20 protein-coding genes and 1 CRISPR repeat array are annotated in these 25995 nt (G+C 42.7%); of the genes, 2 read left to right on the forward strand and 18 right to left on the reverse strand.

The annotated features are described in order from the left end of the window. Positions 1-817: 817 nt before the first annotated feature. On the forward strand, positions 818-1039 hold the full coding sequence (locus tag HMPREF3190_RS06870; protein ID WP_066781628.1) for a hypothetical protein: 222 nt from the start codon (positions 818-820) through the stop codon (positions 1037-1039). A 128-nt stretch (positions 1040-1167) separates the two neighbouring features. On the opposite strand, the gene HMPREF3190_RS06875 is transcribed toward HMPREF3190_RS06870, so the two are convergent. From HMPREF3190_RS06875 to HMPREF3190_RS06955, 17 genes are all read right to left on the reverse strand, one after another. Next, positions 1168-1416, reverse strand: a complete 249-nt coding sequence (locus HMPREF3190_RS06875; protein ID WP_066781631.1) for a type II toxin-antitoxin system Phd/YefM family antitoxin — start codon at positions 1414-1416, stop codon at positions 1168-1170. Positions 1417-3708: 2292 nt separating this feature from the next. Continuing rightward, positions 3709-4224: direct repeats of the CRISPR family, unit length 29 nt; unit sequence GGGATCACCCCCGCGTATGCGGGAAAAAC. A gap of 29 nt (positions 4225-4253) precedes the next feature. Next, positions 4254-5309, reverse strand: coding sequence for a type I-E CRISPR-associated endoribonuclease Cas2e (gene cas2e, locus HMPREF3190_RS06880; RefSeq protein ID WP_066781633.1), 1056 nt, complete (start codon positions 5307-5309; stop codon positions 4254-4256). Positions 5310-5413: 104 nt separating this feature from the next. Continuing rightward, a complete protein-coding gene (gene cas1e, locus HMPREF3190_RS06885) occupies positions 5414-6370 on the reverse strand; it encodes a type I-E CRISPR-associated endonuclease Cas1e (protein ID WP_066781637.1) in 957 nt (318 codons plus the stop codon). A 35-nt stretch (positions 6371-6405) separates the two neighbouring features. Beyond that, on the reverse strand, positions 6406-7062 hold the full coding sequence (gene cas6e / locus HMPREF3190_RS06890) for a type I-E CRISPR-associated protein Cas6/Cse3/CasE (RefSeq protein ID WP_066781639.1): 657 nt from the start codon (positions 7060-7062) through the stop codon (positions 6406-6408). A gap of 8 nt (positions 7063-7070) precedes the next feature. Continuing rightward, positions 7071-7805, reverse strand: coding sequence for a type I-E CRISPR-associated protein Cas5/CasD (cas5e, locus tag HMPREF3190_RS06895; protein WP_066781641.1), 735 nt, complete (start codon positions 7803-7805; stop codon positions 7071-7073). 10 nt (positions 7806-7815) lie between these two features. Further along, positions 7816-9048, reverse strand: a complete 1233-nt coding sequence (cas7e, locus tag HMPREF3190_RS06900) for a type I-E CRISPR-associated protein Cas7/Cse4/CasC (RefSeq protein ID WP_066781643.1) — start codon at positions 9046-9048, stop codon at positions 7816-7818. A gap of 1 nt (position 9049) precedes the next feature. Next, positions 9050-9622: a type I-E CRISPR-associated protein Cse2/CasB gene (gene casB / locus HMPREF3190_RS06905; RefSeq protein ID WP_449676395.1), complete on the reverse strand. Its 573-nt coding sequence runs from the start codon at positions 9620-9622 to the stop codon at positions 9050-9052. Next, on the reverse strand, positions 9622-11328 hold the full coding sequence (locus tag HMPREF3190_RS06910) for a type I-E CRISPR-associated protein Cse1/CasA (RefSeq protein WP_066781646.1): 1707 nt from the start codon (positions 11326-11328) through the stop codon (positions 9622-9624). The genes casB and HMPREF3190_RS06910 overlap by 1 nt, the downstream gene beginning before the upstream one ends. After that, a complete protein-coding gene (locus tag HMPREF3190_RS06915; protein WP_066781648.1) occupies positions 11321-14254 on the reverse strand; it encodes a CRISPR-associated helicase/endonuclease Cas3 in 2934 nt (977 codons plus the stop codon). The genes HMPREF3190_RS06910 and HMPREF3190_RS06915 overlap by 8 nt, the downstream gene beginning before the upstream one ends. A gap of 215 nt (positions 14255-14469) precedes the next feature. Further along, positions 14470-16101, reverse strand: a complete 1632-nt coding sequence (gene groL / locus HMPREF3190_RS06920; RefSeq protein ID WP_066781651.1) for a chaperonin GroEL — start codon at positions 16099-16101, stop codon at positions 14470-14472. Positions 16102-16140: 39 nt separating this feature from the next. Continuing rightward, positions 16141-16428, reverse strand: coding sequence for a co-chaperone GroES (locus HMPREF3190_RS06925; RefSeq protein WP_066781654.1), 288 nt, complete (start codon positions 16426-16428; stop codon positions 16141-16143). A gap of 381 nt (positions 16429-16809) precedes the next feature. Continuing rightward, entirely contained in the window at positions 16810-17628 is an 819-nt protein-coding gene (nadE, locus tag HMPREF3190_RS06930; protein WP_066781656.1) for an NAD(+) synthase, read from the reverse strand. Positions 17629-17862: 234 nt separating this feature from the next. Next, positions 17863-18516, reverse strand: a complete 654-nt coding sequence (gene hypB / locus HMPREF3190_RS06935; RefSeq protein WP_066781659.1) for a hydrogenase nickel incorporation protein HypB — start codon at positions 18514-18516, stop codon at positions 17863-17865. Between the two features lie 215 nt (positions 18517-18731). Further along, positions 18732-19160 carry a hydrogenase maturation nickel metallochaperone HypA gene (gene hypA, locus HMPREF3190_RS06940; protein ID WP_066781661.1) on the reverse strand — a complete coding sequence of 143 codons (429 nt, stop codon included), beginning with the start codon at positions 19158-19160 and terminating at the stop codon, positions 18732-18734. Between the two features lie 31 nt (positions 19161-19191). Further along, positions 19192-19980, reverse strand: coding sequence for a twin-arginine translocase subunit TatC (tatC, locus tag HMPREF3190_RS06945; RefSeq protein WP_066781663.1), 789 nt, complete (start codon positions 19978-19980; stop codon positions 19192-19194). A 1-nt stretch (position 19981) separates the two neighbouring features. After that, positions 19982-21358, reverse strand: a complete 1377-nt coding sequence (locus HMPREF3190_RS06950; RefSeq protein ID WP_066781664.1) for a Sec-independent protein translocase subunit TatA/TatB — start codon at positions 21356-21358, stop codon at positions 19982-19984. A gap of 379 nt (positions 21359-21737) precedes the next feature. Beyond that, positions 21738-21935, reverse strand: coding sequence for a CASC3 protein CASC3 (locus HMPREF3190_RS06955; RefSeq protein ID WP_066781666.1), 198 nt, complete (start codon positions 21933-21935; stop codon positions 21738-21740). A 279-nt stretch (positions 21936-22214) separates the two neighbouring features. Between HMPREF3190_RS06955 and HMPREF3190_RS06960 the strand changes: the two genes are divergently transcribed. Continuing rightward, positions 22215-23108 carry a class I SAM-dependent methyltransferase gene (locus HMPREF3190_RS06960; protein ID WP_449676399.1) on the forward strand — a complete coding sequence of 298 codons (894 nt, stop codon included), beginning with the start codon at positions 22215-22217 and terminating at the stop codon, positions 23106-23108. Positions 23109-23261: 153 nt separating this feature from the next. Here HMPREF3190_RS06960 and tsaD read toward each other — a convergent pair whose 3' ends face one another. Next, a complete protein-coding gene (gene tsaD / locus HMPREF3190_RS06965) occupies positions 23262-25991 on the reverse strand; it encodes a tRNA (adenosine(37)-N6)-threonylcarbamoyltransferase complex transferase subunit TsaD (RefSeq protein ID WP_066781668.1) in 2730 nt (909 codons plus the stop codon). Positions 25992-25995: the final 4 nt, after the last annotated feature.

Raw genomic sequence — 25995 nt, forward strand, 5'->3', positions numbered from 1 at the left:
CCCCTACGTCCACTCCAGCAAGTTAAGGTGCGCTCTGTTGCATCGTTAAGCATTACTACAGCTTTACCCCATACGTCCACTCCAGCAAGGGTAGCTGCATAATTTGTTCGTCTTTAATCTTTGGTCTTTTAGTATCGCTAAATCAGCGCTGTTATTATTTTCATAGCTAAGTGTAATGAGCTTATCCAAAACTGACATGATACAATTACAAACAACTAAGGCGTAGCTACTTCGGGGTTCAGCCCTATCGTAGTTACGCCTTAGAATCACCTGCGCGGAAAAGGCGCAGACTGTAAAAGCGGATGTTGGTTAACTCTCTAAATAAAGAAAAAATCCAAAGGCTTGAGCTGTTTTCGCAACCCCAATTGTTGCAAGCATACTCTTTTCGCTTTGGATCTGATGAGATTATACATCAAGTTTCAAACGATGGTCAAACAAAAGTTACTTATCAGTAAGTATTTCAGGACTATTTATATAAATCACTTGTAGTTGCAGATGAAAACACCAATACCCAACAAAAAAGTTCAAAGCTTGGACCAGTTTTCGCAGCTCCAATTGCTGCGTACTTATTCTCATCACTTTGAACGTATAGACACTATACATCAAAGCGAAAACCTAAGTCAAGCAAGGAGCACTTATTATAATGACTTTTTATATAAATAATTCATTATAATTCAAACCAAAAAGCTGCACATTAAAAATCTAAACAGTTTGTTGTGTGCATTGATATTCAGCAAAGCCGTTTCATGGTCTATTCAGGCTATAATCCTGACGAATGGAAGATCTGAAGCAAGAGAAACGCAAAAGGGAGAATTAGATGTGTGTTAAAGGTATCGATAAAAGAAACAATGAAAAACAAGGCGCTAAAAAACTGATTGAACAATGGTCGACAAAGCTTGATGCTGGTGAAATACCAAGCGAATGGCATGGAGACTATGCACCTGCATACGCGAAGCGCATTCCTATGCAACCACGCGAAACGCTTTCAGCAAAAGTGCCCGAAGATCTAAAATTGACCATAGAAAAAGAAGCCGAATGAAAAACATAACATCTTCTGAGTTTATAAATGAAAGTCTCATTAATGAAATGATCAACGCTACACATTAAAGATCAAAATCTATCTTTAAATAATGTTGAATGAAATCTCTTTCGCGTGCACACTAATGCTTACCAGCTAACCTCATTTTCTGAAACGCAATCAGAAAGAGGAGTATGCAGGCCTTCAATAATCGTTTTGCGCATATAAGGAACTGATGATGTATATAGCATTGTCATTAAAGTGTTGTAATCGTCTTCGCTTATGATAACAGCATTGCCATTCTTCGTGCGTACTTTAACAGGCTCATTAAAATATAGAACGTAGTGGAGTAATGCAAAAAGATCTTTGCGAAGGTGCGTTACGGTTACACATTGCATTAAAGTCATCTCCCTATAATGTTCATTGTGATATATAGGTAGGACGCATAAAGCTCGTCGACCATTGCACCTGTTATTGCGTCACGAAAGCTCAGCATAAAGAAAAGACCCAAAGTATTGAGCTGTTTTCGAAGCTCCAATTGCCGCAAGCATACTCTTTTTTTACCTTGGATCTGATGAGATTATACATCAAGGTTTAGTTATTGGTCAAGGTGTATTGGCCAAGGTAAAAGCGCTAATCATAATAGCTTTTTATGTACGACATTCAGACTTATCCCACGCCACAGGTATAGGAACGCTAATCCACGTCTAGCGCCATAGCTAACCTACCTCAACCTTTTCCACGCGTACAAAAAAGACCGAACTTAAAATATAGAGGTGACAACCTCAGGCATCCGCCCGACGTTATCACCTCTATTTAATGTCACTGTATCACAGCAATATCGATACAGCAATATCGATACAGCAATATCGTCACGACAATATCGAGATTACGCCCAGATTACGCCCTCGCGGATGTGCATGAGAAGCATACATATGTACGGGAGAATATCGTATTGTGTACGAACAAAGGAAAATCCAAAGACTTGAGCTGTTTTCGCGGCAACACTTGTCGCAAGCATACCCTTTTTGCTTTGGATCTGTTGATATTATACATCATGGTTTAACTATCGGTCAAACAAAAGTTACTTATCAGTAAGAATTTCAGGGCTATGTGTATAAACCACTTGTAGTTGCAGATGAAAACACCAACATCCAACAAAAAAGTTCAAAGCTTGGAACAGTGTGCGCAACTCCAATTGTTGCGGGCTTCTTCTTATCGCTTTGAACCTAATGACATTCTATATCAACATCACAATTTAAGTCAAGGTAGGAGCGCTTATTATTTTAGCTTTTTATGCACGTTGACTGGAATCACCCCCGCGTGTGCGGGAAACTTATATAGCTAATAACCCGCTAAATGGCTCTGGTAAAGCTCCAGTGCCTCTTAGCGGGTTAAGTACATTTTACCACAAAGGCGCAGAGTTCTCCTGCGGGTGCGGGAAAACATGAGCACTCTTTTGTAGTATAATTTTGTTTAACTAGGAGGCATGCTGCTCCGCTAATGGAGGAGCTACCTCCTAGGATTATTCACGCGTGTGCGGGAAAAACTGTGGCATAGTGTAAGCATAAAAAGGCTTCCCCACTGACCGATTCAGAGGGGTTTAGTCTTTTTATTAGGATCACCCTCGCGTGTGCGGAAAAAACATAGATACCCCTTTGTGGTATAATGAAAGTAGCGGGTTATCGGCGGCGGGCATTTCCGCAGCTGCTTAACCCGCTGGGATTATCCTCGCGTGTGCGATAATACTTTGCTTACAATTTTCGCGATTACGATTTCGATGAGGATCACGCCGCGCGTATGGGAAAATCGCAGTATCGTTGGGAGCATTCCTGATGATGCTGGGATTATTCCCGCGTATGCGAGAAAAATTTCATTTATGATGTTGGCGTGATATAGTGAAGATACCAAGCGGTAGCATCTTCGGGAGCGTTCTCGATGCTGTTACCGCTTTTGTATACAACGGGGAGAATTTTTTTGGGATTGTCCCCGTGTGCGCGATCAAAGATAAACATGCAACAACAGATGCTAGTTTCTCCATGAACAAAGAAAAAATCCAAAGACTTGAGCAGTTTTCGCGGCAACAATTGTCGCAAGCATACTCTTTTTGCTTTGGATCTAATGAGATTATACATCATGGTTTAACTATCGGTCAAACAAGAGTTACTTATCAGTAGGAACTTCAGGGCTATGTGTATAAACCGCTTGTAGTTGCAGATAAAAATACTAACACCCAACAAAAAAAGTTCAAAGCTTGGAACAGTGTTCGCAGTTACAATTACTGAAAGCTTATTCCCATCGCTTTGAACTTAATTACATTTTATATCAACGTGATAATTTAAGTCAAGGTAGGCGTGCTTATTATTTTAGCTTTTTATATATTTTATATACGTTAACTGGAATCACCCCCGCGTATGCGGGAAAACTTATATAGCCAATAACCCGCTAAATGGCTCTGGTAAAGCTCCAGTGCCCTTTAGCGGGTTAACTACATTTTACCACAAAAGCGCAGAGCTCTCCTGCGTGTGCGGGAAAACGCGGAAGATAAAGCCGCGCATGATAGGGACTTGGGATCACCCCCGCGTGTGCGGGAAAAACATATGAACCGTTGTGTCTTCATACCCAAAGTAGGGATCACCCCGCGTATGCGGGAAAAACAGGAGTGATACAATGTTCAATTTTTCTTCTTGAGGATCACCCCCGCGTATGCGGGAAAAACATATGAACCGTTGTGTCCTCGTAGCCAAAATAGGGATCACCCCCGCGTATGCGGGAAAACCACAGTTCATCGTAAAAATCGATCGCATAGTCAGGATCACCCCCGCGCATGCGGGAAAAACCCACCGATAACTTCGCCTGTTTGGGGAAAGTGGGGATCACCCCCGCGTATGCGGGAAAAACTTTCCAGCAACTTTTACCGTTTGATCCTCACTGGGATCACCCCCGCGTGTGCGGGAAAAACGAGTTTTTGAATATTGTCGCGCGTTTTCCTCGAGGATCACCCCCGCGTGTGCGGGAAAAACTGTTGCAGTATCAAGTTGCTGCTGGAGTGTCCGGGATCACCCCCGCGTATGCGGGAAAAACCTTGCTCCGCACCTGCTCAAAGGCGTAAAGGTGGGATCACCCCCGCGTATGCGGGAAAAACGAAGAAAAAGACATGTATGGCTATCATGTGCAGGGATCACCCCCGCGTATGCGGGAAAAACAGCAAAAAGATCCAGTTCACAGGCCAGTATTACTTCAAAAAATGGACAAATTTATTTACTTTTGTTGCAAGCAATGCTGTCAGCCTTGCATCCTCAAGCGCCCTATGTGGCAGTTTTTCAATGATACCATACTCTCCTAGCACATTCTCAAGCTTATAGCTTTTCAAGAATAACTTTTCCTGTTTTACAAAACGAAGCAAATCTATAGTCTTGTTAGTTAAAGCATCCTTGTGCGCGCCACGATACGCCGCAGTCAAAAAATTCATATCGAAAGCAATGTTATATCCAACAATTGGTAAATCTCCTATAAAGGTTCTTAGGGCACCGAGCGCCTCACCTTCACTAATCCCCTGTTCATATAGCATTTGAGTTGTAATACCTGTTAGTGTAGTTGCATCTGTTGGAACAACATAATCATTGCTCCCGGCCACCAAACAATGATACTCGTGCACTTCACCACTACACCACTTCACTGCACCAAGTTCAAGAATACGGTTCTGACCAGCACATAGACCATCTGTTTCAATGTCAACAAATACACATTCATTTGTTAGCGTAGCTGATAACACATCACGCAAGGAACAACCGCAGGTATACTTAGTAACTTCATCCGTTTGTATCAACTCGTGCTTGGCCTTTGCATTCAACTTAGCAGGGCGCTTACTTGAATACTGACGAGCCTTTCGAAAGCGTGCCGCTTTACTAAACCCATAACAAACCGCTCCCGCACCATCACCTGCGACGCCACCATCGCCAACACTGCCCACTCCGCTGTCACCAGCGTCATCTTTGGACACGCATACAACAGGCGAAGGAATGTACACAAGAGGAATACCGCTTTCATAGATCACTTCCCGTTGCGCATTTTTCAATTTAAAATCGTATCCGATTTCATTCTGAGCCGCAAAAGACATAGTGACAGCGCCACTACCTGAGGATTGGGTTATGCGCTCCCATAACTGCTCGCGTACGCGACTATTAAAATTGCCAACGTAAACACCCGTTGACACTTCCTGCATCCACTTTGTTAAGTCGCCTCGCAGTGAAGCGGGGCAGCGCGATAATGTAACAACCGTCATGGGCATACATATTCACCTCGCATGTTGTTCACCTCACATGTTATCGCATATATAACCAAGATACTTTGGGTAACCCACCTCATCACGCCAAAAGGCACACATAATATTAATCAGCTAACAATTGCCTTCTGGTACTCGCTATAATTCACGCCAGCTGCAACTAAGCGTTCTTTGTCGTCCCACAGATGAATAACATCGACAATCACCTCTTCATCTGCAGAAACATTTAACAAGATCTGTACATCGTGCACAATGCGCGCCGCTAATTTTCCTGTTGCAAAAACATCGCGTACACGCAAGCGCATAAGATCGGCAACATTGCTGTTTTCGCTTATGCTTGATACAAGATTGAATGCTGCTGGGATGATGATATCTGCCTTATACAAATCCGCAACATCATATACAAATGATAGATCGTGCCCAGTATGTACAAACCCAAGTCCAGGTGATAACCCAAGAGCTACAATCACACTATGAACCAAACCATACAGACATACATTGCCTGCAGACAACGCTTGATTGATGGGCGTGCCATCGGAAAAATTTTCAACATCATATGAACGCCCGTCCCACTCAATACCATACTGCCGTGACATGCGTCGATAGATGCTACGAACGCGCGCGCCTTCTTTTCCTCGCAATTGCTGCATCGTATGAGTTGACACGTCTTCATTCTCAAAGCGCATTTGATACATTGCACGCGCTACGCTCAAACGCAAATGTGTATTCGATACGAACTTGGCTTGCTGCTCCAATAAACGCGAACTGCGCGACAACGCTCGTCCGTGTGCATAATTGCGAATCCCTTGTTCGCCAACCCACACAACACAAGCACCCGCATCGCCAAGAAGTTCCATCGCGCGATGCGTTACATCGGTGCCTGGGCCAAGTAGTAGAACGCCTATCATCGCAACGGGAATGCGAACGGTTCCGCGCGCGTCATATACGGTAACTGCACTATCAAGACGACTGACTTTCGCACGTTCAACGTAAATGAAACTTACCCGATCTTTGATTCGCGGCAGTTCTGGTAGCTCTGTTTTTTTAGCGCCTGCAAACGTGTCCATGCGATAACCGCCTTTGCAACCGACATACAATGCCGTTATTTACAAGGGATAACAGTAAGCATTCCAAATCCGTACGCTTTTTTCTTTCCCATTCCATGCGTCAGTGCTTTTTTAAATTTTTCTAAATCAGTAATTGTTAAAATCCCATCAAACGTTGCAACGGCAAACGTCATATGAACATGACTCGTTTTATTCTCACCATAATGCTGAAACAATTCTTTACTCGTTGTTATACGAATTTGCTCAGGGTTAATCGAGAATCCATTGGTGCTTGCACACTCCATAAAGAAAGATGGCAAATCTTTAAAAGCAACTACTACAACTTTCCCACGCTTAGGGTGGGTGGTTCGATCTGAGAGCGACTTTACTGTGTTAAGCTTGACTTTGAACTTTGCTTTCATTCCTTCTTGTAAAGAAGCTAAAAGCGCATCATAATTTTTAGTACTCGCCGATCCTTTAACTCCATATTTTTCTAACTTTTTCAAATCCGGTTTGTTGTTACTAACAATAAGTAAGTATTGCTTATTATTAACTTGATCAATGCGCCACAACTTCCGATTAGATTCTTCTTTAGGCTGTAAACGTTCTTCAGGAAATGAATCCTCAATCCATCCGTGGTAACAACCTACATGTTTTAAATCGCGCATGACTCTACGATTTAAAGAATCAAGCTGAACTCTTGATATATACATCGCACACCTCAGATACTCTCATAAAAGTCAGGTTCATTGTTACCAAGCTTACTGTTGTTGCTAGTGCTTAATTCCTGATCTGTTCTTGCTTCAAATCGTGGGCTAAATTTACGCTCCTTTTGAGAAAACGAAACCACGTGATCGTTTCTCATTATTGCTCTTCCATGAGGAATTAAATCTTTGTCAGCATAAATTTCTGCGCGATAATTCTTATATTTATTCTTATACCAAGATGCGGCTTGCCATTCAACGTTACGCAATGCAGAAAGCGCATCTTCATTTGAAGAAGGAAGTATGAAATCTGCTGGTAAAGGACACGAACGTCTTCCCATATATGGAGCAAAACAAGGATGCTTCAACGCATAAATTATCTGATCGATCCATTGATTATCTGCATGAGAGAGAGCTACCACAAACACAGAATCTTCCATGTAATAACGATAAGTTGTATAAGTCTTGGTAAATTTAATACTCCTGTCGCACCCATTTGCACATCGCTTATATTTCGCTGCGGTATGAAAATCTCTTAAAAGCCCACCCGTTTGATCAATACGAACTGCAAAATCTAACGTATTAAGTTTTTGTATTTTTGCATCTTCGCACCGCTGATAGCCAAGGCTAGCTGCAAGAATACCAATTACCCCCGATTTTGATGGATAGTAGTCAGTTTTTCTTGTTTCAAAATGTGACGACGTGCCCCATGCTTGAAGAGGACCACTTAACTTAAGTAATATTGTTTTCACAATAGATCACCTAATTTTCGAGAAGCTCTTCACGCTGTTCTTTAAGATTTGATGATATAGCTGCACCTAAATCAACAATGAGATCGTTAAGGCTATGTGCAGCATTACCACCAATATTGGCAACATTAAAATCATCAAGAAGTAAATACTCAGTAAAACGAGGTTTGTCTAGAATTTTGTCATACTTACCATATTCCTCAAACAACTTTACAATTGAGGGAGCAGCATACCCATTTTCAGATTTAATTGGCTTTTCAAATGCAGTTATCATATTAACTGGACGGTCGTCTCTTAAGGATACAATAATAGCTTGGGGCAAAGTTTGATGCGCAAAGCTGTTAATCTTTCCTGTTGGCATAGACTTTACAAATGCGTCAACAAACAACTGTGCACTATCAATAACATCTTTTTTATTATGAAGCTGACTATGTAAATTATGAAGACCAATATTTGCATAACGATATAATGTAGAAGAGTTATATTCGATAGTGCCTATCATACCTGCTCCTGTTTGACCTTCAATTGTTTTTTCATCAACAGCAGTAAAAAAATCGAATTCATCCTCTATAGCGTGCGTTGATATAGCATGCGCCACCTGAGCCGATGCGTCTGTCATTAGATCTTCATTTCCTGCAAGCATTCTACCAAAAAGGTTAATATCAAGAGAATTATTATCTTTTAATTTTGTAGCTAAATCCTGAGACAATTTTAGTTGTAATTTCTTTTCTTTTTTGCTAAGTTTCCGCCACCTCTTTTTGTTGCTGTTCGGGTTCGCAAGTTCCTCCTTAATCTCTTGATGATACTTCTCAGCTAAAGGAGTAATTTGCTCTTTTTCTTTAAGATAAAAATTAATAAACGCCTTAATATTATTACTACACCACATAAAAACACTATCGATAATAATCTTTTCACTCTCACCCTTATCATCGCTTGCACTAATTTTTACTGCAAATCCCAAAGACTCTAACAAAAATAGTAATTCGTATTTTCTGTTTTCGTCCAGATCTCCTAAGTGTTCATAAAATAAATCCAAAGCACGTTTGGTTCTGACGCCCAATTTATCTTCAGGAAAAGACTTCCTCATTGCATGCTTCCAACATTGAGAACTGACTCTTGCTCTTGTAACACCACCAAACTGTGCCGTTTTCGGGCTACCCGTATCATCACGATTGATATTTGCGGGTGGAACAGTTTGAATAGCATGAATATCTAAAAATAATCTTTCTGAAGTTGTGTTTTCCATTTTAGTTTTCCCCTTCACTATGTTCTTTTGTAGCTTTATAATACGAGCGTGACCAGGCGACTTTTAAATTATCTTTTAAACCACGCAAAAACCAATATAAATCATCAGCAAGCTTGGCATAATTCACCTTAGCATCTGACCTTGCTTTTAGTAGCTTGACAAATTGTCTTAGCTGATTTTGTAATTGGCTAAAATTACGTGAAGTAATCATTATATTAAATCGTCTATCTATAGACTTGCTATCTTCGCTTCTGAGCATACGGAGTGAATCTCCTAAGTTATAATATTTATTATCAAGCGTTAATACTGAGTTACTTTTTGACTGCTGATGAAGCGCATACATTTGCACAGCAACTAAAATTGCCTTTTCATAATGACTTAATTTCTCACCGCTACCCAACTGTTCTTCGGGAATATACGAAACAAGATACCCCAATGAGCAAACATAGTTAATGTTTTTTGAAACAATTGAATTACGTAACTGAGCAAGTAAAGCTTTTGTATCTGGTGTATCACGCGTAGTATCTATTTTGCTAAGGATCCTTGACACATCCTGATAAATACTTTGCTCCATCATATACTCCTATGATTGTTATCTAGTTTAGGCAATTTCTTATTAACACTTGCCATAAGTATATTCAAAGCTATGGCAATATTATTTTCTTTATTTTTATTTTTCTTATCCTTAATAACAACACCAATAAAATCTCGTAAAGATGCATTTTTTAAAAATTCATATATCTGAATATGAATAATTTTTCTTAATTTCGCATACCATTCCTGTTCTTTTGCATCTTTATTATCCTTGCAATCTATGTCGGCTAACCAATCTCTAAAAGGCTTATCAATTCTAAAATATAAGTCTCCCTTTTTATTTGGTACAAAATCTTTAAAGTTAATATTCCTAATTGTCTTTATTTCAGATAAGAAATGACCATAATCTTTTTCAATTATTTCTTTTGTTGTTTCAATAACGTCATTAATTCTTACCACCCATCCTTTATCAAGTAAATCTGTTGCAACGAACAATTTTAAATTAAAATTATCATAGTACTCTTCTACCAATACTCTAGACAAACGCTCGCCATCATCTATTGCACTGATTACATTAACCTGAACTAGTTCATCTTCGCCAAAATCTTTTTTTAAGTGATTCAAATTATCTGCTATACCAGGTAATCTTCTATAATTATCACTGCGATTGATAATCGCATTAAACGACCTCCAAGCAGCTTCATTCTTTTGAGGTTTATCTGCAGCGAGAATCTTGTTAGGTTTCCATTTAGCCATTGGTTCAAGAACGTTAGTCTCTTTCTGAGGGGCAAGAGTTTTAACTATTCTCAACCGTAAATTTTTTCGAGACTCCTTATCATCGGCGTAAAACAAATACATAAGCCTACTCCAGTTGGTATATAAACATGCAAGATTATCAATCATTCTTGATTCTTTATACATTTCATAAAGTTCAGATTGCTCAAATTCCCATACTGGATGTTGCGACACATTATATTGTTGTTCTGGGTGCTTAAGAACAAAATTAAAAAGCAATGTTTTAAATAAATTATCTGAACTAAAAAACACTCCACCTAAACCATAAATCCATCCAATTGACTTCGTTGATTTAGTTTTAATAATCGTTTTCTTATCCGACGCGTTTGAAACGCCTTGAAACGTAATAAGCCATCTCACTAATTCAGCATCGGTGAGATTATTTTTATTAGAATCGAATCGCGGAGAAAATAACGCTATCTTATTACCCGACTCAGAAATCGTTCTATTAATCAACTTGGGACAAACAATTGCTCGGTCGTATGTGCTGTTCGTAAGCTCTGCGTTAACTTTTGATATAATTTCTTTCGTTACCTGGTAAAATGGGTACTTATCATCATATAAGTAAAACCTATCATGCCATGCATCCAAGTATTTCACGACAATATCAGGAAATTTTCCTGCTTTCCACAGGGTTTTCCATGTGTATAGCAAAGCGTCTTCATAGTCTTCATAATCTCCCTGATCAACTTCTTCACGCTGTTGCATACGTTCATCAAGCTTAACCATTTCGTATGCATTGCCCTGTGCATCGTAGCGAGAAAACACCGTATGCAGAATAGCAAGAATAAACCTCATAACAGCAAAATCTTGTGTTGGCATATCACCAGCTAATGCAATATAGGTGTGTGCGTTTTCAAAGAACTCTTTAAGCCCCACAAGTTTTGTGGTGCCTTTATAGTCAATTACAACAGATATCCATGGCTCATCAATTAAATTAAACCTACTCATCTCTGTGCTCCGTCACTATCTTTAATCCATAACGTGTATCGTATTTTAATGTCTTTCCAAGCAGTTTAAACTCATTATTTTTATCAAATATTATACCGAGGCTGCCCTTTAGCCAAAGCTGATTATCCCAAGCGGCTAAATTTTCTCGGTAATAGTCTTCAAGCTTTTGTATCACTAGGTCAATTCCAGCCGTATTGGTATTAACTTCATCCTGAGGCCTAATACCATACAAAATAGCTTGAGGCAATTTAATAGTATGTTTCGCCATTTCCATAGCTGTTTTATTATCGCTTGGATCAAGAACTCCAGGCTTGTCAAAAAATTCATATCCGCCTTCGCAAGCCTTTAATGCGATAACTTCTACCGTATCAACAGTATCTCTCACTTCAGCATATGCATGAGCGTCTGAAATTTCAGCTTCATTATCTGAATTTGTAATCCACTCACCTAAATTTTTTTCTGTACTAATTTTTTTCGCTGGTATACCGAGTCTATATATTTTTGCCTTATTCTCTTTGTATTTTTCGGTCAATTCATATTTATCTTTATATGTGCGATACCGTTCTCTTAATTTTTCCGTTTCTTCAAGTAAATTTAACTCAGTATCCGAATACACGCTCTGCACTAAAGGCGAGATATCATTAGGTAAATTAATCGTGGTCTTCTTTTGAAGATGCTGTTGTAAAAAATATTCTGTCCGAAACAAAATAAACGGTGAGTAAATATAAGCGCTTCCCTTATCAAAGGCATAATCTACACAATGCAATACACACACCTTTGGCATCTGAAGATTTTTCGGACGTTTGGTAGTTTGGTGTCTATGAAGACGCCCCATTCTTTGCAGCAAAAGATCCATAGGAGCAAGATCTGTGATTAAGACATCAAAATCTATATCAAGCGACTGCTCAATAACCTGCGTTCCGATAACAATTTTAAAGTGTGGCCTCTTCCCGCCTTTACCTATGGTATCTATCAGCTGTTTTTCTTTACAATATCTATCAGTCGCAATAAATGAAGAGTGCAGAAGCGCAACATTGTCTTCACCAAATATTTCCATGCAACACTGGGCAAACTCCTGCGCCCTGCGAACCGTATTGACAATCACGCCCACAACTCCACCATCTGGTGTAAGTTTCCTTACAAGCTCAACGATAGCTTCGTTTTCGCTTTCACTTTGCGATTTACACTGTATTTCATAATTAACTCCTTGTTCTGTATCAAAATCAGAGAACTGTTTAATAGTCTGGCCATCGTTATATGTTAAAAGTGGATACGCCTCATTCGTATCAAAATTTGGGGGTTTTGCAGCCGTTTTAAATTTTCCAGCTCCATTCATATAATTTTCAACAAGCTGTTTGCGCTTATCACTTGGTAGCGTAGCTGATAAAATAACAACCGGCACTCCATACGCACCAAGCCATCGTAAAGCCTGATACAAATAAACACTCATGTACACGTCATAAGCATGTACTTCGTCAATAACAACAACCTTGTTGGAAAAACCAAGATGCCTCAGCATGAGATGCTTTTGTTTAAGCGCCATGAGCAAAATCTGATCAACAGTTCCAACGGTAAAATCGTCTAAAATGGATAGTTTCCTACCTGCAAACCAGGCATTAACACTTATTTTAGTTGTATCGTTTTCACTAGATCCTATATTGTGGATGCTTCTATTATCATCATAAGTATCGTCTTCATAAATACCGCTACTTTTTGGTAAATTGGCAAATTGTTCATTAAGCTGTGCTTTTCCATGTATAAGCCTAATTGATTGTTTTCCATCAAAATGGCGCAACCAATCTGTAATACGGCCAAACATGCTATTTGATGTAGCCTGCGTGGGAAGGCCGAAAAACATTCCCGTTCTTTTGGTTTTCTTTGCGAGTTCTTCTACCGCCACAAGTGCAGCTTCGGTTTTACCTTTACCCATAGGCGCTTCCAAAATAATAATGCCTGGATCTGCAATCTTGTGCACTAAATTCGCAACTTTTTCTTGTATATTATTTGGTTTGAATGTGTGCTCAGGATTTTTCTCTATAGAACCAAAACGTGTTTGAAAAATATCTGGATCAAAAAATTCAGAATTATATCCTTCAAAATTCCATGCGTGTGTGCGCTCTTCATACCATTTTTTAAATCCTTTTGTTGCACGGTTTGGTTCTACCTTGCAGGTATCTAACGAAATAAGTGGGAAATATTTCTCATTACTGGCAATCCAATCCGCCATAATCAATAAACCCGATAGGATCACTTGCACCGGTTGACTAACGCATGGTAAATCTGAAGCAGATTTAAATCCACACTTGGTAAGTGCATTATGTACTAATGTCTTTTGAAGAGTTTGCCACAAAATAGCAATAGGAGAATTGTTGTTATCGTCCTGGTAAAACGATGAATTATACCCATAAAATGCATCTTCGGCTTTTTGCTCGCAAACAGGAATACCATGATGAGCCCCTATAATGTTAGCAACGCATAGATTAATGCCTTCTTTAGTCAAAATGTATTGTCCCGAAATATTATGACGAACGTCTTTCAATTGTTTTGCGATGTATTCATCAAGTTTTGTAAACCCAGCCTGTTTCAAATTTTCCAAAACTAAGGTATCAAGTTCATTATCAACAGAATGTGAGGCTTTAACCTGAAAAATTGGTGTTGCTTTGCCGATATCATGGACAGCGCCCAAAAACATACATAACTTTTTCGGGAACTCTTCCTTATCTTCTAGATCAGGACTGATTGAGTTTTTCAAAAATTCCTTAACGCCATTAGACAACCAATGCTCATACAAAAGTCCACATACTTCCATAGTATCTTGTAAATGAACAGTAAGAGGTAGCCACATTGGTACATCATGAACGCAATTTTTCTTTGCCTCATGAACGCAATTTTTCTTTGCCCATAGCCAGGATAATTGTTGTTCCATACGCGCAAACTTTCTAGTTCAGCACCACGAGCGAGTACTTGTGTAATTTGATTTCTAGAATTGTTCTTGTACAAACAATATCATAAAAAACCATAGCAAAAGAAAAAGGCGTAACCGGTATTTCTACCAGTTACGCCTACGTACCTCAAAATGTGCAGTAGCATGCACTCATTCGGATAGCTACACACTTGCACTCATTCGCGCAAGGACAAAGCTTACATCATGCCGCCCATGCCAGCACCTGCGCCAGCAGCTGCAGCAGCGTTATCTTTCTCCTTAGGAATTTCGTTAACGGTAGCTTCTGTAATAAGAATCAGCGAAGCAACGGACGCAGCCGACTCAAGCGCCGTGCGTGTTACTTTCACAGGATCGTTAACGCCCATAGCAATCATGTTGCCATACTCGCCAGTTGCGCAGTTCAAGCCCTCGCCAGCAGGAAGAGCCTTTACGTGCTCAACAACAACACTGCCTTCAAAGCCAGCATTTTGCGCAATCGCACGCATAGGAGCTTCAAGCGCTTTACGAATAATGTTAATGCCAACTTCTTCATCTTTATCAGCAGGTTTTAGAGCGTCCAGCGCACTTACAGCATCGAGCAGCGCAACGCCACCACCAGGAACAATGCCCTCTTCAACCGCAGCACGTGTTGCCTGAAGTGCATCTTCAATGCGGCTCTTCTTTTCTTTCAACTCAGGCTCGGTAGCAGCGCCAACCTTAAGTACTGCAACACCACCAGACAATTTTGCCAAGCGCTCTTGCAATTTCTCGCGATCGAAATCAGACTCAGTGCGTTCAATTTCGGTTTTAATTTGCGCAATGCGCTCGTCAATAACCTTTTTGTCGCCTGCGCCGTCAACAATAAGCGTGTTGTCTTTGTCAACCTTAACGGTTTTCGCAGTACCGCATGCTTGTTGAGTAGCATCAGCAATAGTCATGCCGAAATCTTTTGAAATAACCTGCGCACCTGTAACAGCTGCGATGTCTTCCAAAATACGCTTACGACGATCACCAAAACCAGGAGCTTTGATAGCAACAACATTGATAGTGCCGCGCAACTTGTTCAACAGCAAGGTTGCAAGCGCTTCACCTTCAACATCTTCAGCAACAATCAACAGCGGACGACCTGTTTTCATGATGGACTCAAGCAGCGGCAGCATATCTTGAATATTGGAGATTTTCTGGTCGGTAAGCAGGATAAACGGATCGTTCAGCACCGCTTCCATGCGCTCCATATCGGTAGCCATGTAAGGAGAAATGTAGCCGCGATCGTACTGCATACCCTCAACAATGTCCATTTCCATGCCGAACGTTTGGCTTTCTTCAACAGAAATTGCGCCGTCTTTACCAACAGCTTCCATTGCTTCTGCAATCTTTGAACCAATTTCAGCATCGCCAGCAGAAATAGTACCAACATTTGCAATTTGCTCTTGTGTTGAAACAGCGGTTGAGTTTTTCTTGATGGTTTCAACAACGGCATCGGTTGCTTTTTGAATACCGCGACGAATGCTGAGCGCGTCTGCACCAGCTGTAACGTTGCGCAGACCTTCCGACACAATGATGTCGGCAAGCAGTGTAGCGGTAGTAGTACCGTCTCCAGCAACGTCATTCGTTTTTACAGCAGCCTCACGAATAAGCTGTGCACCCATGTTCTCAACAGGGTTTTCAAGCTCAACTTCACGAGCAACGGTTACACCGTCGTTGGTAATGAGAGGCGCGCCGTACGACTTTTCAATAGCAACATAACGGCCTTTAGGACCAAGCGTTACCTTAACAGCATCGGCAAGCTTTTTAACACCTGAAGCAAGAGATGCGCGCGCATCTTCCTGGAACAAAATATCTTTAGCCATAGTAGGAACTTCCTTATCTCACAAGTAATGGCACGTAGTTTACTGACAAATAGCGTAAATGTCGTCGGCACGAAGAATCAAAACGGTTTCGCCGTCGTGGTTGATTTCCGTCCCGCCATACTTACCGTAAATAACCTTGTCGCCAACAGAAACAGGAACAGGTACTAAAACGCCATCTTTGTTCAACTTGCCTTCTCCTACGGCAACAACAGTACCGGTTTGAGGCTTTTCTTTTGCCTCACTTGCTAAATACAAACCAGAAGCTGTGGTTGATTCAGCCTCATCAGCCTTTACAATCACACGATCGCCCAATGGTTTAAGGCTCATAGTTGAGACCTCCCTTTCATGGTTATCTAACGTGACAGCTTTATAAGCAAGCCTTTCAAGCACTCACTTGTAAAAACTGCTAGCACTCAAATATTATGAGTGCTAAATTCCACTTCTCAATATAACACCCTTTGTGCAAAAAACAAGACAAATATAGGAAATTCAAAATCGAATTGCAGTACGCGGAGTGAACAGGTGCGCAGGTACAAAGCGATATGGAGAAAAGATGACGGCGCAGCTAACGCAAAGAAAAAATGGGTGCGAGCGAAACGTGCACATGGAGAAAGCTAAAAGTACGCGAATAAGGAGCGCACAATCTGCGAGCGCGATGTATGCGTGGCGAAAGCGAAACAAGCACATGAACGCAGACGCACTCACGTGCTAAGCATAAAACGTGTGCTGTGGATAAGGAGGCTCCAATGCACGCTTATAGGTATATTGTTCCACACGAGCAACAATGCTCTGCGCCTCATCAGGCAACAATCCAACTTCTTGTGCTGCATCATGCACACTCATGTGCAAATCGTACACACGAACCAAAAAAGCATCAAGCTGTTCATACGAAAATCCAAGCACGTCTTCGTCAAAATGATGAGGAGCAAGTTCGGCAGACGGCGCCTTATCAATAATTGCTTCTGGAATGCTACGCAAGCGAGCAAGCGCATACACACTTGTTTTATACAAACCTCCAATCGGGGCAAACGCGCCTGCGGTATCGCCGTACAGCGTTGAATATCCCATCAGTGCCTCAGTTTTATTGCCCGTGTTCAACAACAATGCACCATACGCATTCGAGAATGCCATAAGCGCCACCATACGGAGACGAGCTTGCACATTTTGATCGGGAACTCCCTGATAGTGCGCACCGAGCAAGGTAGACAAGGGCTGCGAAAGCGCCTCGTAAGCTGGAACAATTGAGATCTCATGTGCTGGAATGTGCAACATATGAGCAAGCGTATAGGCGTCAGTTCGCGATGCATCAGAAGAAAATGGCCCTGGCAACACTAAGGCTGTTACATGTTCTGCATCAAGCGCATCAACAGCCATACACGTACAGAGCGCTGAATCGATACCGCCTGATAATCCCACAACTAATGACGATACATTCGCCTGTTTGCAAAATGTACGCACATCGCTTACACACAGGTCGTATATCTCTTGCACGCTTACTGCATGCGGAAAACGTGATGAGCAAACCATTGATATAACAGTATCCTTTTCATTTCGCCGATGTTCTCAAATGGGGCAATCAACAATGTGACAGCAGCGCATTACGTGTGTAGGCGCTCACAAACAGGGCATATCATCTATCTTAAACCATGGCAAAGGTATCGACAAACAGACTGCATAACGCCGCGCGCACAATAAACAGAACAGCTCAAAACGCCTTGCAAGCAGACGCGCCTGTATTACCAGATAACAAGCAAGTTTGCTTTACTGAATAGCATGAATTTGCTTGCGTAGCCACTCTGCCCATGCATCCACTCCGTCGCCCTTTGTTGCAGCGATGGGGAAAATTGGAGCTTGCGGATTAAGATTCTTAACTGCCTCGTCAAACGCTTCACGGTTAAAATTAAAAAACGGCATCGTATCAATTTTGTTCAAGATAACAGCACGCGAAGCTTGGAAAACACCAGGATACTTGAGCGGCTTATCATCACCCTCAGGCACTGACAAAATCATCACTTTAGTGTTTTCGCCCAAATAAAAATCGGTAGGACATACTAAATTACCTACATTTTCGATAATAATTAAGTCGAGGCGTTCAATATCAAGCAAGTCGATTGCTTTAGAAATCATGTTTGCTTCAAGATGACACGCGCCACCAGTATTTATCTGAACAGCAGGAATGCCGTAGTCTTTTATTTTTTCGGCATCTACACTGCTTGCAATATCGCCCTCAATAACAGCAATATTAAATTCATCACGCAAGGCATCAATTGTTGCCAGAATAGTGGATGTTTTCCCAGATCCAGGGCTTGCCAACAGGTCAATTACGTACACGTGATGTTTATCGAGCTTACTGCGTAAAGCAGCAGCAATTTTGTCGTTCTTATCAAGAATGGGCTGTTTAATGTCTATTTCCATAACACTCCCCTAACGCTATAAACTGTTATATGCCATAACAGAGTTCGTTTTTGAATCACAGTTCTTACTGCATGTTGTAGCGCACACAACTGCGTGCGTCAAGCGCTAAACACGAGAGGAAATGCCGCAAAACGGAGGATAATGGTGCATTTCGCTAAGAGAAATACGACACTGGCGACACATAGCGCAGCGTTCGGATTATTCTTACCGCTCGATTAACTGTCACTTTCGCTATGTGCAGTTTTTGTGCCGCCACCATCACTCGCGACATTCCCCTCGCTTACACCCTTGTTATCATCGGGTAAGTCAACCTCAATGGAATCGATAGAAAGCTCACGACCAGCAATAAGATCGGTTGAATAACTCTGACAATAGGGGCATTGCCTATGAAAGCGATCGTGATCAAATTCCTTGCGGCAATCAAGACACACACTACGTGGCGAAACTTTATTCAACACAAGCGTTGCACCTTGTGCAAGCGTGTTTTCCGACAAAATTTCAAACGAAAATTGCAGCGCATCATCAATGCATTCAGTCATATCGCCAATTGAAAGCGTTATTTTGCGAATGCGAAGTGCGTGAGCTTGTTGTGCGCTTTTCAAAGCGCTGTCAAGCACACCTTCCATAATCCCCATCTCGTGCATATCATGCTCCTTAAACCTTTGTATGCACTGTTTAGCTTGCTTGTTTTTCCTGTAATTCCTGTTCTTGCTGCTGTTTAATGCGGCGCATAAGAACAATGCGCGCTACGAACAACGACGCTTCATATAATACTAACAGTGCTGCAAACATCAAAAACATAGTAACTGGATTAGCATCGGGCGTCACAATAGCTGAAAATACCATCAGTCCAACATATACATAACGCCAGCTTCTACGTAATTTCTTGTATGAAACAATATTAAATATCACCAGATAGAAAATAAGAATTGGAAGCTCAAAGGCAATACCAAAACCAAGTTCAAACTTAATAATGATGTCAATATACGTAGAAAGACGTGCTTGTACTAAACCAACACCACTTGCTTGGTCAACCAGCCATCCAAACGCAGGATTAAGAATTACCAGATAGCAAAAGATAGTTCCGAAAATAAAAAGCACAACCGCTGCTGCAAACGTAGGCATAAACCAACGGCGCTCTTTCGGGCGAAGCGCTGGCAGAAAAAACGCTATAATCTGCCACAAAATAATTGGTGACGTAGCAACAACTGATGCCCAAAACGACACCAAAAAACGCGTAGCAAATGCCTCAAATGGATCAAGAATATACAGCTGAGCCGCACCAGTAGTAGGATCAATACCAACCGATTGCGCAATAGGCAGCAACAGAAATTGAATAATCGTAGGTGTAGCGGTATAAAACACCATCAAGGCAATAAGCAGCGCAGCCACGATACGCACAATGCGCATACGAAGCTCGCCTAAATGTTCCATAAGCGGCATACGAGCAGGTCCAATAGGCATGTTAGTTCTCCTTTTCGATGCTTAAACTACCATATGCCGAGGCAGTTGAAATAGTAGGCGTTTCAGTGCTCGTATCGCTGGATGCTGGAGCAGGTGCTTGTGCGCCTGTTTTGGTTGACGCTTTAGCACGCGTCGTTGTTGTGCGAGACGTTGTAGTTGACGCTTTGCTACGTGACGTTTTTGTACGAGATGCTGCGCTTGACGTTTTACTGCGCGACGTTTTTGTTTTCTCAGATACCGATTGCTCAGCTTGATCAGTGGAAGCGGATGTTTTTGCGGTCGTTTTTTTAGAAGATGTCGAAGCTTGATCAGTACTATCAGCTGCGTTTTTAGTTCGCTTAGTGCCAGCGGCTTTAGCAGTTGTTTTACCAGCGGCTTCAGACGCTTTTGTAGCTTTTGTTGCCGCTGTTGTGCCAGTGGCTTTGGCAGTTTTTGTAGTCTTTGTTGCTGTTTTTGCAGTTGTATCAGGTGATTTTGTTGTCTTTATGGCAGACTTCGTAGCTTTTGTAGTAGTTTTTGTGCGAGTTTGTGCAGTAGTTTTAGTAGGAGTTTTGGATGCTACCGAACGCTTAGTGCCACGTTTCGCTGTACTACTTGATGCAGAGACACTCTGCTCATCAACAGAAATAGCATTATCGAGCGCTCCGTCAGAAGTATCGCGTGCAGTATCGCTTTTAACGGACATTTTAGTACTGTCAGGAGCGTTTTCACTTGCAGCAACATCATGTGTTTGAGTCTCTTTTTGCTCACGCGCTGCTTCTTGCAACTCTTTTGCATGTGCGCGTGCCTTTGCTTTACGCTGAGCTGCAGCTTTACGCTGTTCAGCTTCTTGTTTCCGCCGAGCTTCCTCGGCTTCTTCTTCACGACGAACTTCTTCTGCAGCAACGGCAGAATCGGGCAGTAAACTTGCATCTTCCATGCGACGACGCTCACGCAACTGCTCTTCATCACGCTTACGCGCTTCATCTTTACGCTGAGCTTCCGCTTCTGCAGCACGCTTTGCGCGTTCACGCTCGTAGCGTTCTTTGCGCTGTTCAAAGGCATCTTTCGCAGCATCTGCATCGGCCGCACGTACACTCGATGATGCAGAACTTTGCTGCTTTTTATGTCCTGTTGCTTCATCAAAGGTTTCTTTCACCAACGACGAAGCTTTTGTGGCAACCTTATCAAAAGCTTGTGTGGGATCTTTAATAGGTTCATCAGAGTTCGGGTCAAACACATCGCTGCGAATAACATCGCTCATTTCTTGCTGAACATTACGCAGCTTTGCAATAGCTTTACCAGCTGTTTTTGCCATTCCTGGCAATTTTTCGGGGCCAAAAATAAGAAACCCAAAAAGAAGAATTATAAATAGTTCAAATCCGCCAATACCAAACACAAATTAACCCTTCAATACGTACCGCCATAATTACCCGATTAAACAGGTGATACATGCGCATTTCTCGTCTTTGTTGGTGCAATATCTCGGTGCATTCGAAGCGCACTGTCTATCTGTTCATCGCCAAAACCAACTGTGTTACGCTCTCATGCAATTATAATACGCACATATAATGCAGCGCTATCACAACCTGTGCACCTCTATACCGCTCCAGAGCACCTCTGCATTGCTTCATCACGTCGCATCGTTTCTTCACGGTGCAACGCTTGTTCATGCTGCATCGTTTCTCCAGGTAACGCTTTACCATAAAGCTCTTACTCTGCGCGTGCTATCACACTAACGAACAGCTCTCCTCGCAAAAACGCGCAACAGAAAACGCTTAATGCGCACCACCAAGCAATGACAGTGCAACCGTTGGAATGCCCAGCGCCAACACCAATACCACAGCAACAACCACGGTAAATACCTTTTTAATACGCTCGGAGCGTTCGCGGGCAGCTTTGTAGTGAGCTTCGCGTGCGCGAGCAGCGGCAACACGATCGGCAGTCTGCTTTCCACTAGTTTTTTGCGAACTCATTGCATCTCCTTTATACCGTATAAAATCGCATAAAACGTTCTCAACGAACCGCAATTGCCATAGTGTAATCATTCTTATTCAAGCAGTCGCGTAACCGTTTAGAAAATTTTTGCGCTAAAAGCGTTATTATCATATCACTGTGTGCATAATACACTTCGGGAACTTACAATTCCAAACATTTTATAGAATGTTACTTGTATCATAGCTATCGTCCTATACCACCTGCTCACTGTTTTATCAGTACGATGCACATACGCACAAGTTTGATGAAAGGCAATCATGACTTCTCACAGCACACAAAACATGCCTCACGACCCACATCAACACACCAAGGATGCCTTTTTTGATACCAACGATACCAAACCGACAAGATTACATGGGCATAATGCCTCAGCAAAACAAGCAGAACATTCGCATATACACACTATAGACACTGCATCGGGAACACCAGCTCCTGCATCGATATCAGAAGAGCGTGTAAAATGTATTTTTTCAAATATTGCACGAAAATACGGCTTGTTTAACACCTGTTCAAGCTTTGGAACATACCGTTTATGGTTGCATGCGCTGGTAGATTACGCACCCATTACGCACGCGGATACTGTTCTTGATATAGCTGGAGGAACAGGCGATGTGTCGTTTTGTGTCGCGCGCAAGAAAAAACCAGCTCGCATAGTATGCAGCGATCTTGTTCCAGAAATGCTTGACGTAGCAAAAGAGCGTTATCAGCGCCATTATTCCAAACTTACTCCTATTGATTTCCATGTTGTAGACGCGCAAAACATACCCTATGCCGATAACAGCTTCGAGTGCGTTACCGTAGCTTACGGTATCCGCAACATGCCCGATAGAAAACGTGCATTGCAGGAAATACGCCGTGTACTGAAACCAGGCGGCGCGTGTGTGTGTTTAGAATTTTCGCATCCGCACAATAAGCTGTGGCGCGCGTTATACGAATTTTACCTGCGCCATAACATTCCCTTATGGGGTAAATTTATTACGGGGGATGCTGAAGGCTTTGTATATCTTGCACAATCGATACATGCGTTTCCAGCGCAACAAGAATTTGCACACCTGTTTGAAGAAAGCGGTTTCGAGCGTGTGACGTGGAAAAACTGCGCTGGCGGGATTGCTGCTATTCATCGCGCATTTAAGCCCTGTGAAGAAGCGTAAACTACATAAATAGTAATCAAGCACAGCTACGTAAACTACGTACCTAAACCGAGCGACAGAGCAAAAGGGTAAGGTAGCTACATAAATCTCGCGCGCGAAGAAGCTGAAGTCACATAATCCAGTCGAGTGTGTGTTCAGTCGAGCGTGTGGCGCTTAATACGGCTCGTCTAAATTACAGCGCGCTTGAGGATCAAACCCAATATTGAAAAATTTCCCTTGCTTATAGCGATCGTATGCTACAAGCGCAATCATGCCCGCATTATCGCCGCACGAACGCAAAGGCGGTAGCGCAAGACGCACACCTTCTTCAGCGCACATCTCCTCGTACGCACGACGTAGCTGCGGATTTGCAGCCACACCGCCACCTAAGCAAAACACTTTTGCACCCGTTTCGCGCAACGCTGTACGACTTTTTTCAACTTGTACATCGATTACTGCCTGCTGAAAACTTGCCGCGATGTCAGCCACAGGCAGTTCTTCATGACGCTGTTTTGCATTGTTGATGTAGGTAATAACAGCTGTTTTTAAGCCCGAAAGTGAGAAGCGATAATCGCCCGAGTGCAGCATTGCACGCGGGAACGCAATTGCACGCGGATTGCCCTGTTTTGCAAGACGAGAAATATGAGGTCCACCAGGATATCCAAGGCCAAGTGCCTTTGCAACTTTATCGAATGCTTCGCCCACGGCGTCGTCAATCGTTGAACCAAGCGTATGATACGACCCCCACGCTTGTACATGAACAAGCAAGGTATTTCCACCTGAGACCAGCGAGGCAACTAGCGGAGGCTTAAGCCAGTCATTTCCAATTTTATTAGCGTACAAATGCCCTTCCAGGTGATTAACGCCAATCACGGGAATTTCAAGCGCCCACGCAACACCTTTTGCCCACGCAACACCTACCACAAGCGCACCCAGCAAGCCAGGAGCATACGTAACGCTTATCGCATCGAGGCTTTTCCATGAAAACATTGACGCTTCACGAGGTGTTATGTGCTTTCGTGCAGCATCCATGCACTCAGACGCAACGCCACAAATTGCTTCAATATGCTTGCGACTTGCAATTTCCGGAACAACGCCACCAAAACGAGCATGAAAATCAATCTGCGATGCTACAACATCGGCAAGTAAATTTCCTGCGCCATCGATAAGCGCTGCGGCTGTTTCATCGCATGACGATTCAACCGCAAAAATAAGTGTATGAACAGCACCTTCAGTGTTATAAGCAGTATCGGTATGAGAAGTGCTTGGAGCGTTATCACTGATGGCGGATGCACTGGGCAAAGAAGCGTTACGCGTAGCAATGCAAGCCGTTGGCGCTGATGCTGAGTGCAGAGCAACTTCCGTTTCTTCATGCTCGCACACTTCCATACCGCCTGTTTGAAAGCCTGATACCAGCAACGGAGCTTGCATAATACGAGCGTCGTCACCGTTTGAATAGTATGCAGGTCGGCGTGAAACTTCCGTAAAACCAATGCGCTCATAAAAAGCGCACGCGCTTTCATTAGCTGCGGACACTTCCAACATCATCGTTGTGGCTCCCAAATTGCGAGCATCATCAGCAAGACGTGTGAGCAACTCGCGTGCAATCCCACAACGACGATGTGCGCAGCTTACGCCAATACGCAGCAGCTCCATTACATCGCCTGCTACTAAACACCCTGCGTATGCAAGTAATGTACGCTTGTTACGGTGCGTATTCAGCGCATAAGCAGCCCACCACACATGACCGCTCGTGCGCAAATCGCTCAGAAACTGCTCGCTTGTCCAGGGAGTTGTTGGCATAACGTTCGCGTCTAACGCTGCAACAGCATTCATGCTGGCTGCATCAAGCGGCAGAAACACAACAACGTTTTCACCATCACCATTTTCATCAGGCAACACAATATCGCGCGATGCAACTGTCGAACTCACACCAGACGCAGGAAGTGTGCAATCGTACGTAGACGTGCCGGCAGACACGCCATCAGGCGTACGTGCTGATACAAACGCAGGTACTGAAACAGAAGTGGCATTATGCGGCGCATCAGTTGAGCTCAAACGGGCACGCTCATTTTCTTCAGCATCAGAAAGACGCGTGTAAACAGGTAAAACATAGGCAGGATTATGGCGAGCAGCATCGAAAATATCCACGCGCGCACTATCGATTTCCTGTTGCAAGCACAACAACAAGCCCCAACCACTGGTATTCCACAGCTTTTCTGGAAGCATGCTGCCAAACGATGAAAACTCATCGACATACTTTGTAAGCGCATCACCAGTAATAGCCCACGTTAACGCGTTATGAGAAAGCGACGCCGTAGCCTCAGACTGTGACGCACTCGAATTGGAACATGACACATCAGCACTACCGCTTCCCCCTGCCGAATGAGAAAGTGACGCACGTGTGTCGTGCAAAAAGGTATACGCTTGTGCAACTTTCATCACACATACGCTGGTATGACGCTGCACTCCCTGTTCAGTTAAGGTATAGCACGCAGGATATACCTCTTTGCGCATCGCATCACATACCACTGCAAGCGCACCTCGTGTGCCAGCATGCCATGCTCCCCAAGCCAATGCGTCCAGCGTTGAAATGCCAATTAAGCCAATAGAGAGTGATTGCGCAATGCCTTTCGCTGTAGCAAGCGCAATGCGAACACCAGTAAAAGAACCAGGCCCAAGACCACAACATACACATTGAAGATCGCTATGGTCAACGTGATGTTTTTTCAAAAGCGCATCGAGCATTGGTAGAAGCAGCGTATTTGATGCACGATGAGCAGCGCACGTATCGCTGTCACACAACTCAAGTGCGCAGCGTCCATCGTGCAGCACTATACGTGCAAGCGCAACCGTTACTACTTCGTTTGAAGTGTCAAACATTACAACATACGACTTGCTCATCGAT

Source organism: Umbribacter vaginalis (assembly GCA_001552935.1).
In the GTDB taxonomy this organism is placed as follows: Bacteria; Actinomycetota; Coriobacteriia; order Coriobacteriales; family Eggerthellaceae; genus Berryella; species Berryella vaginalis.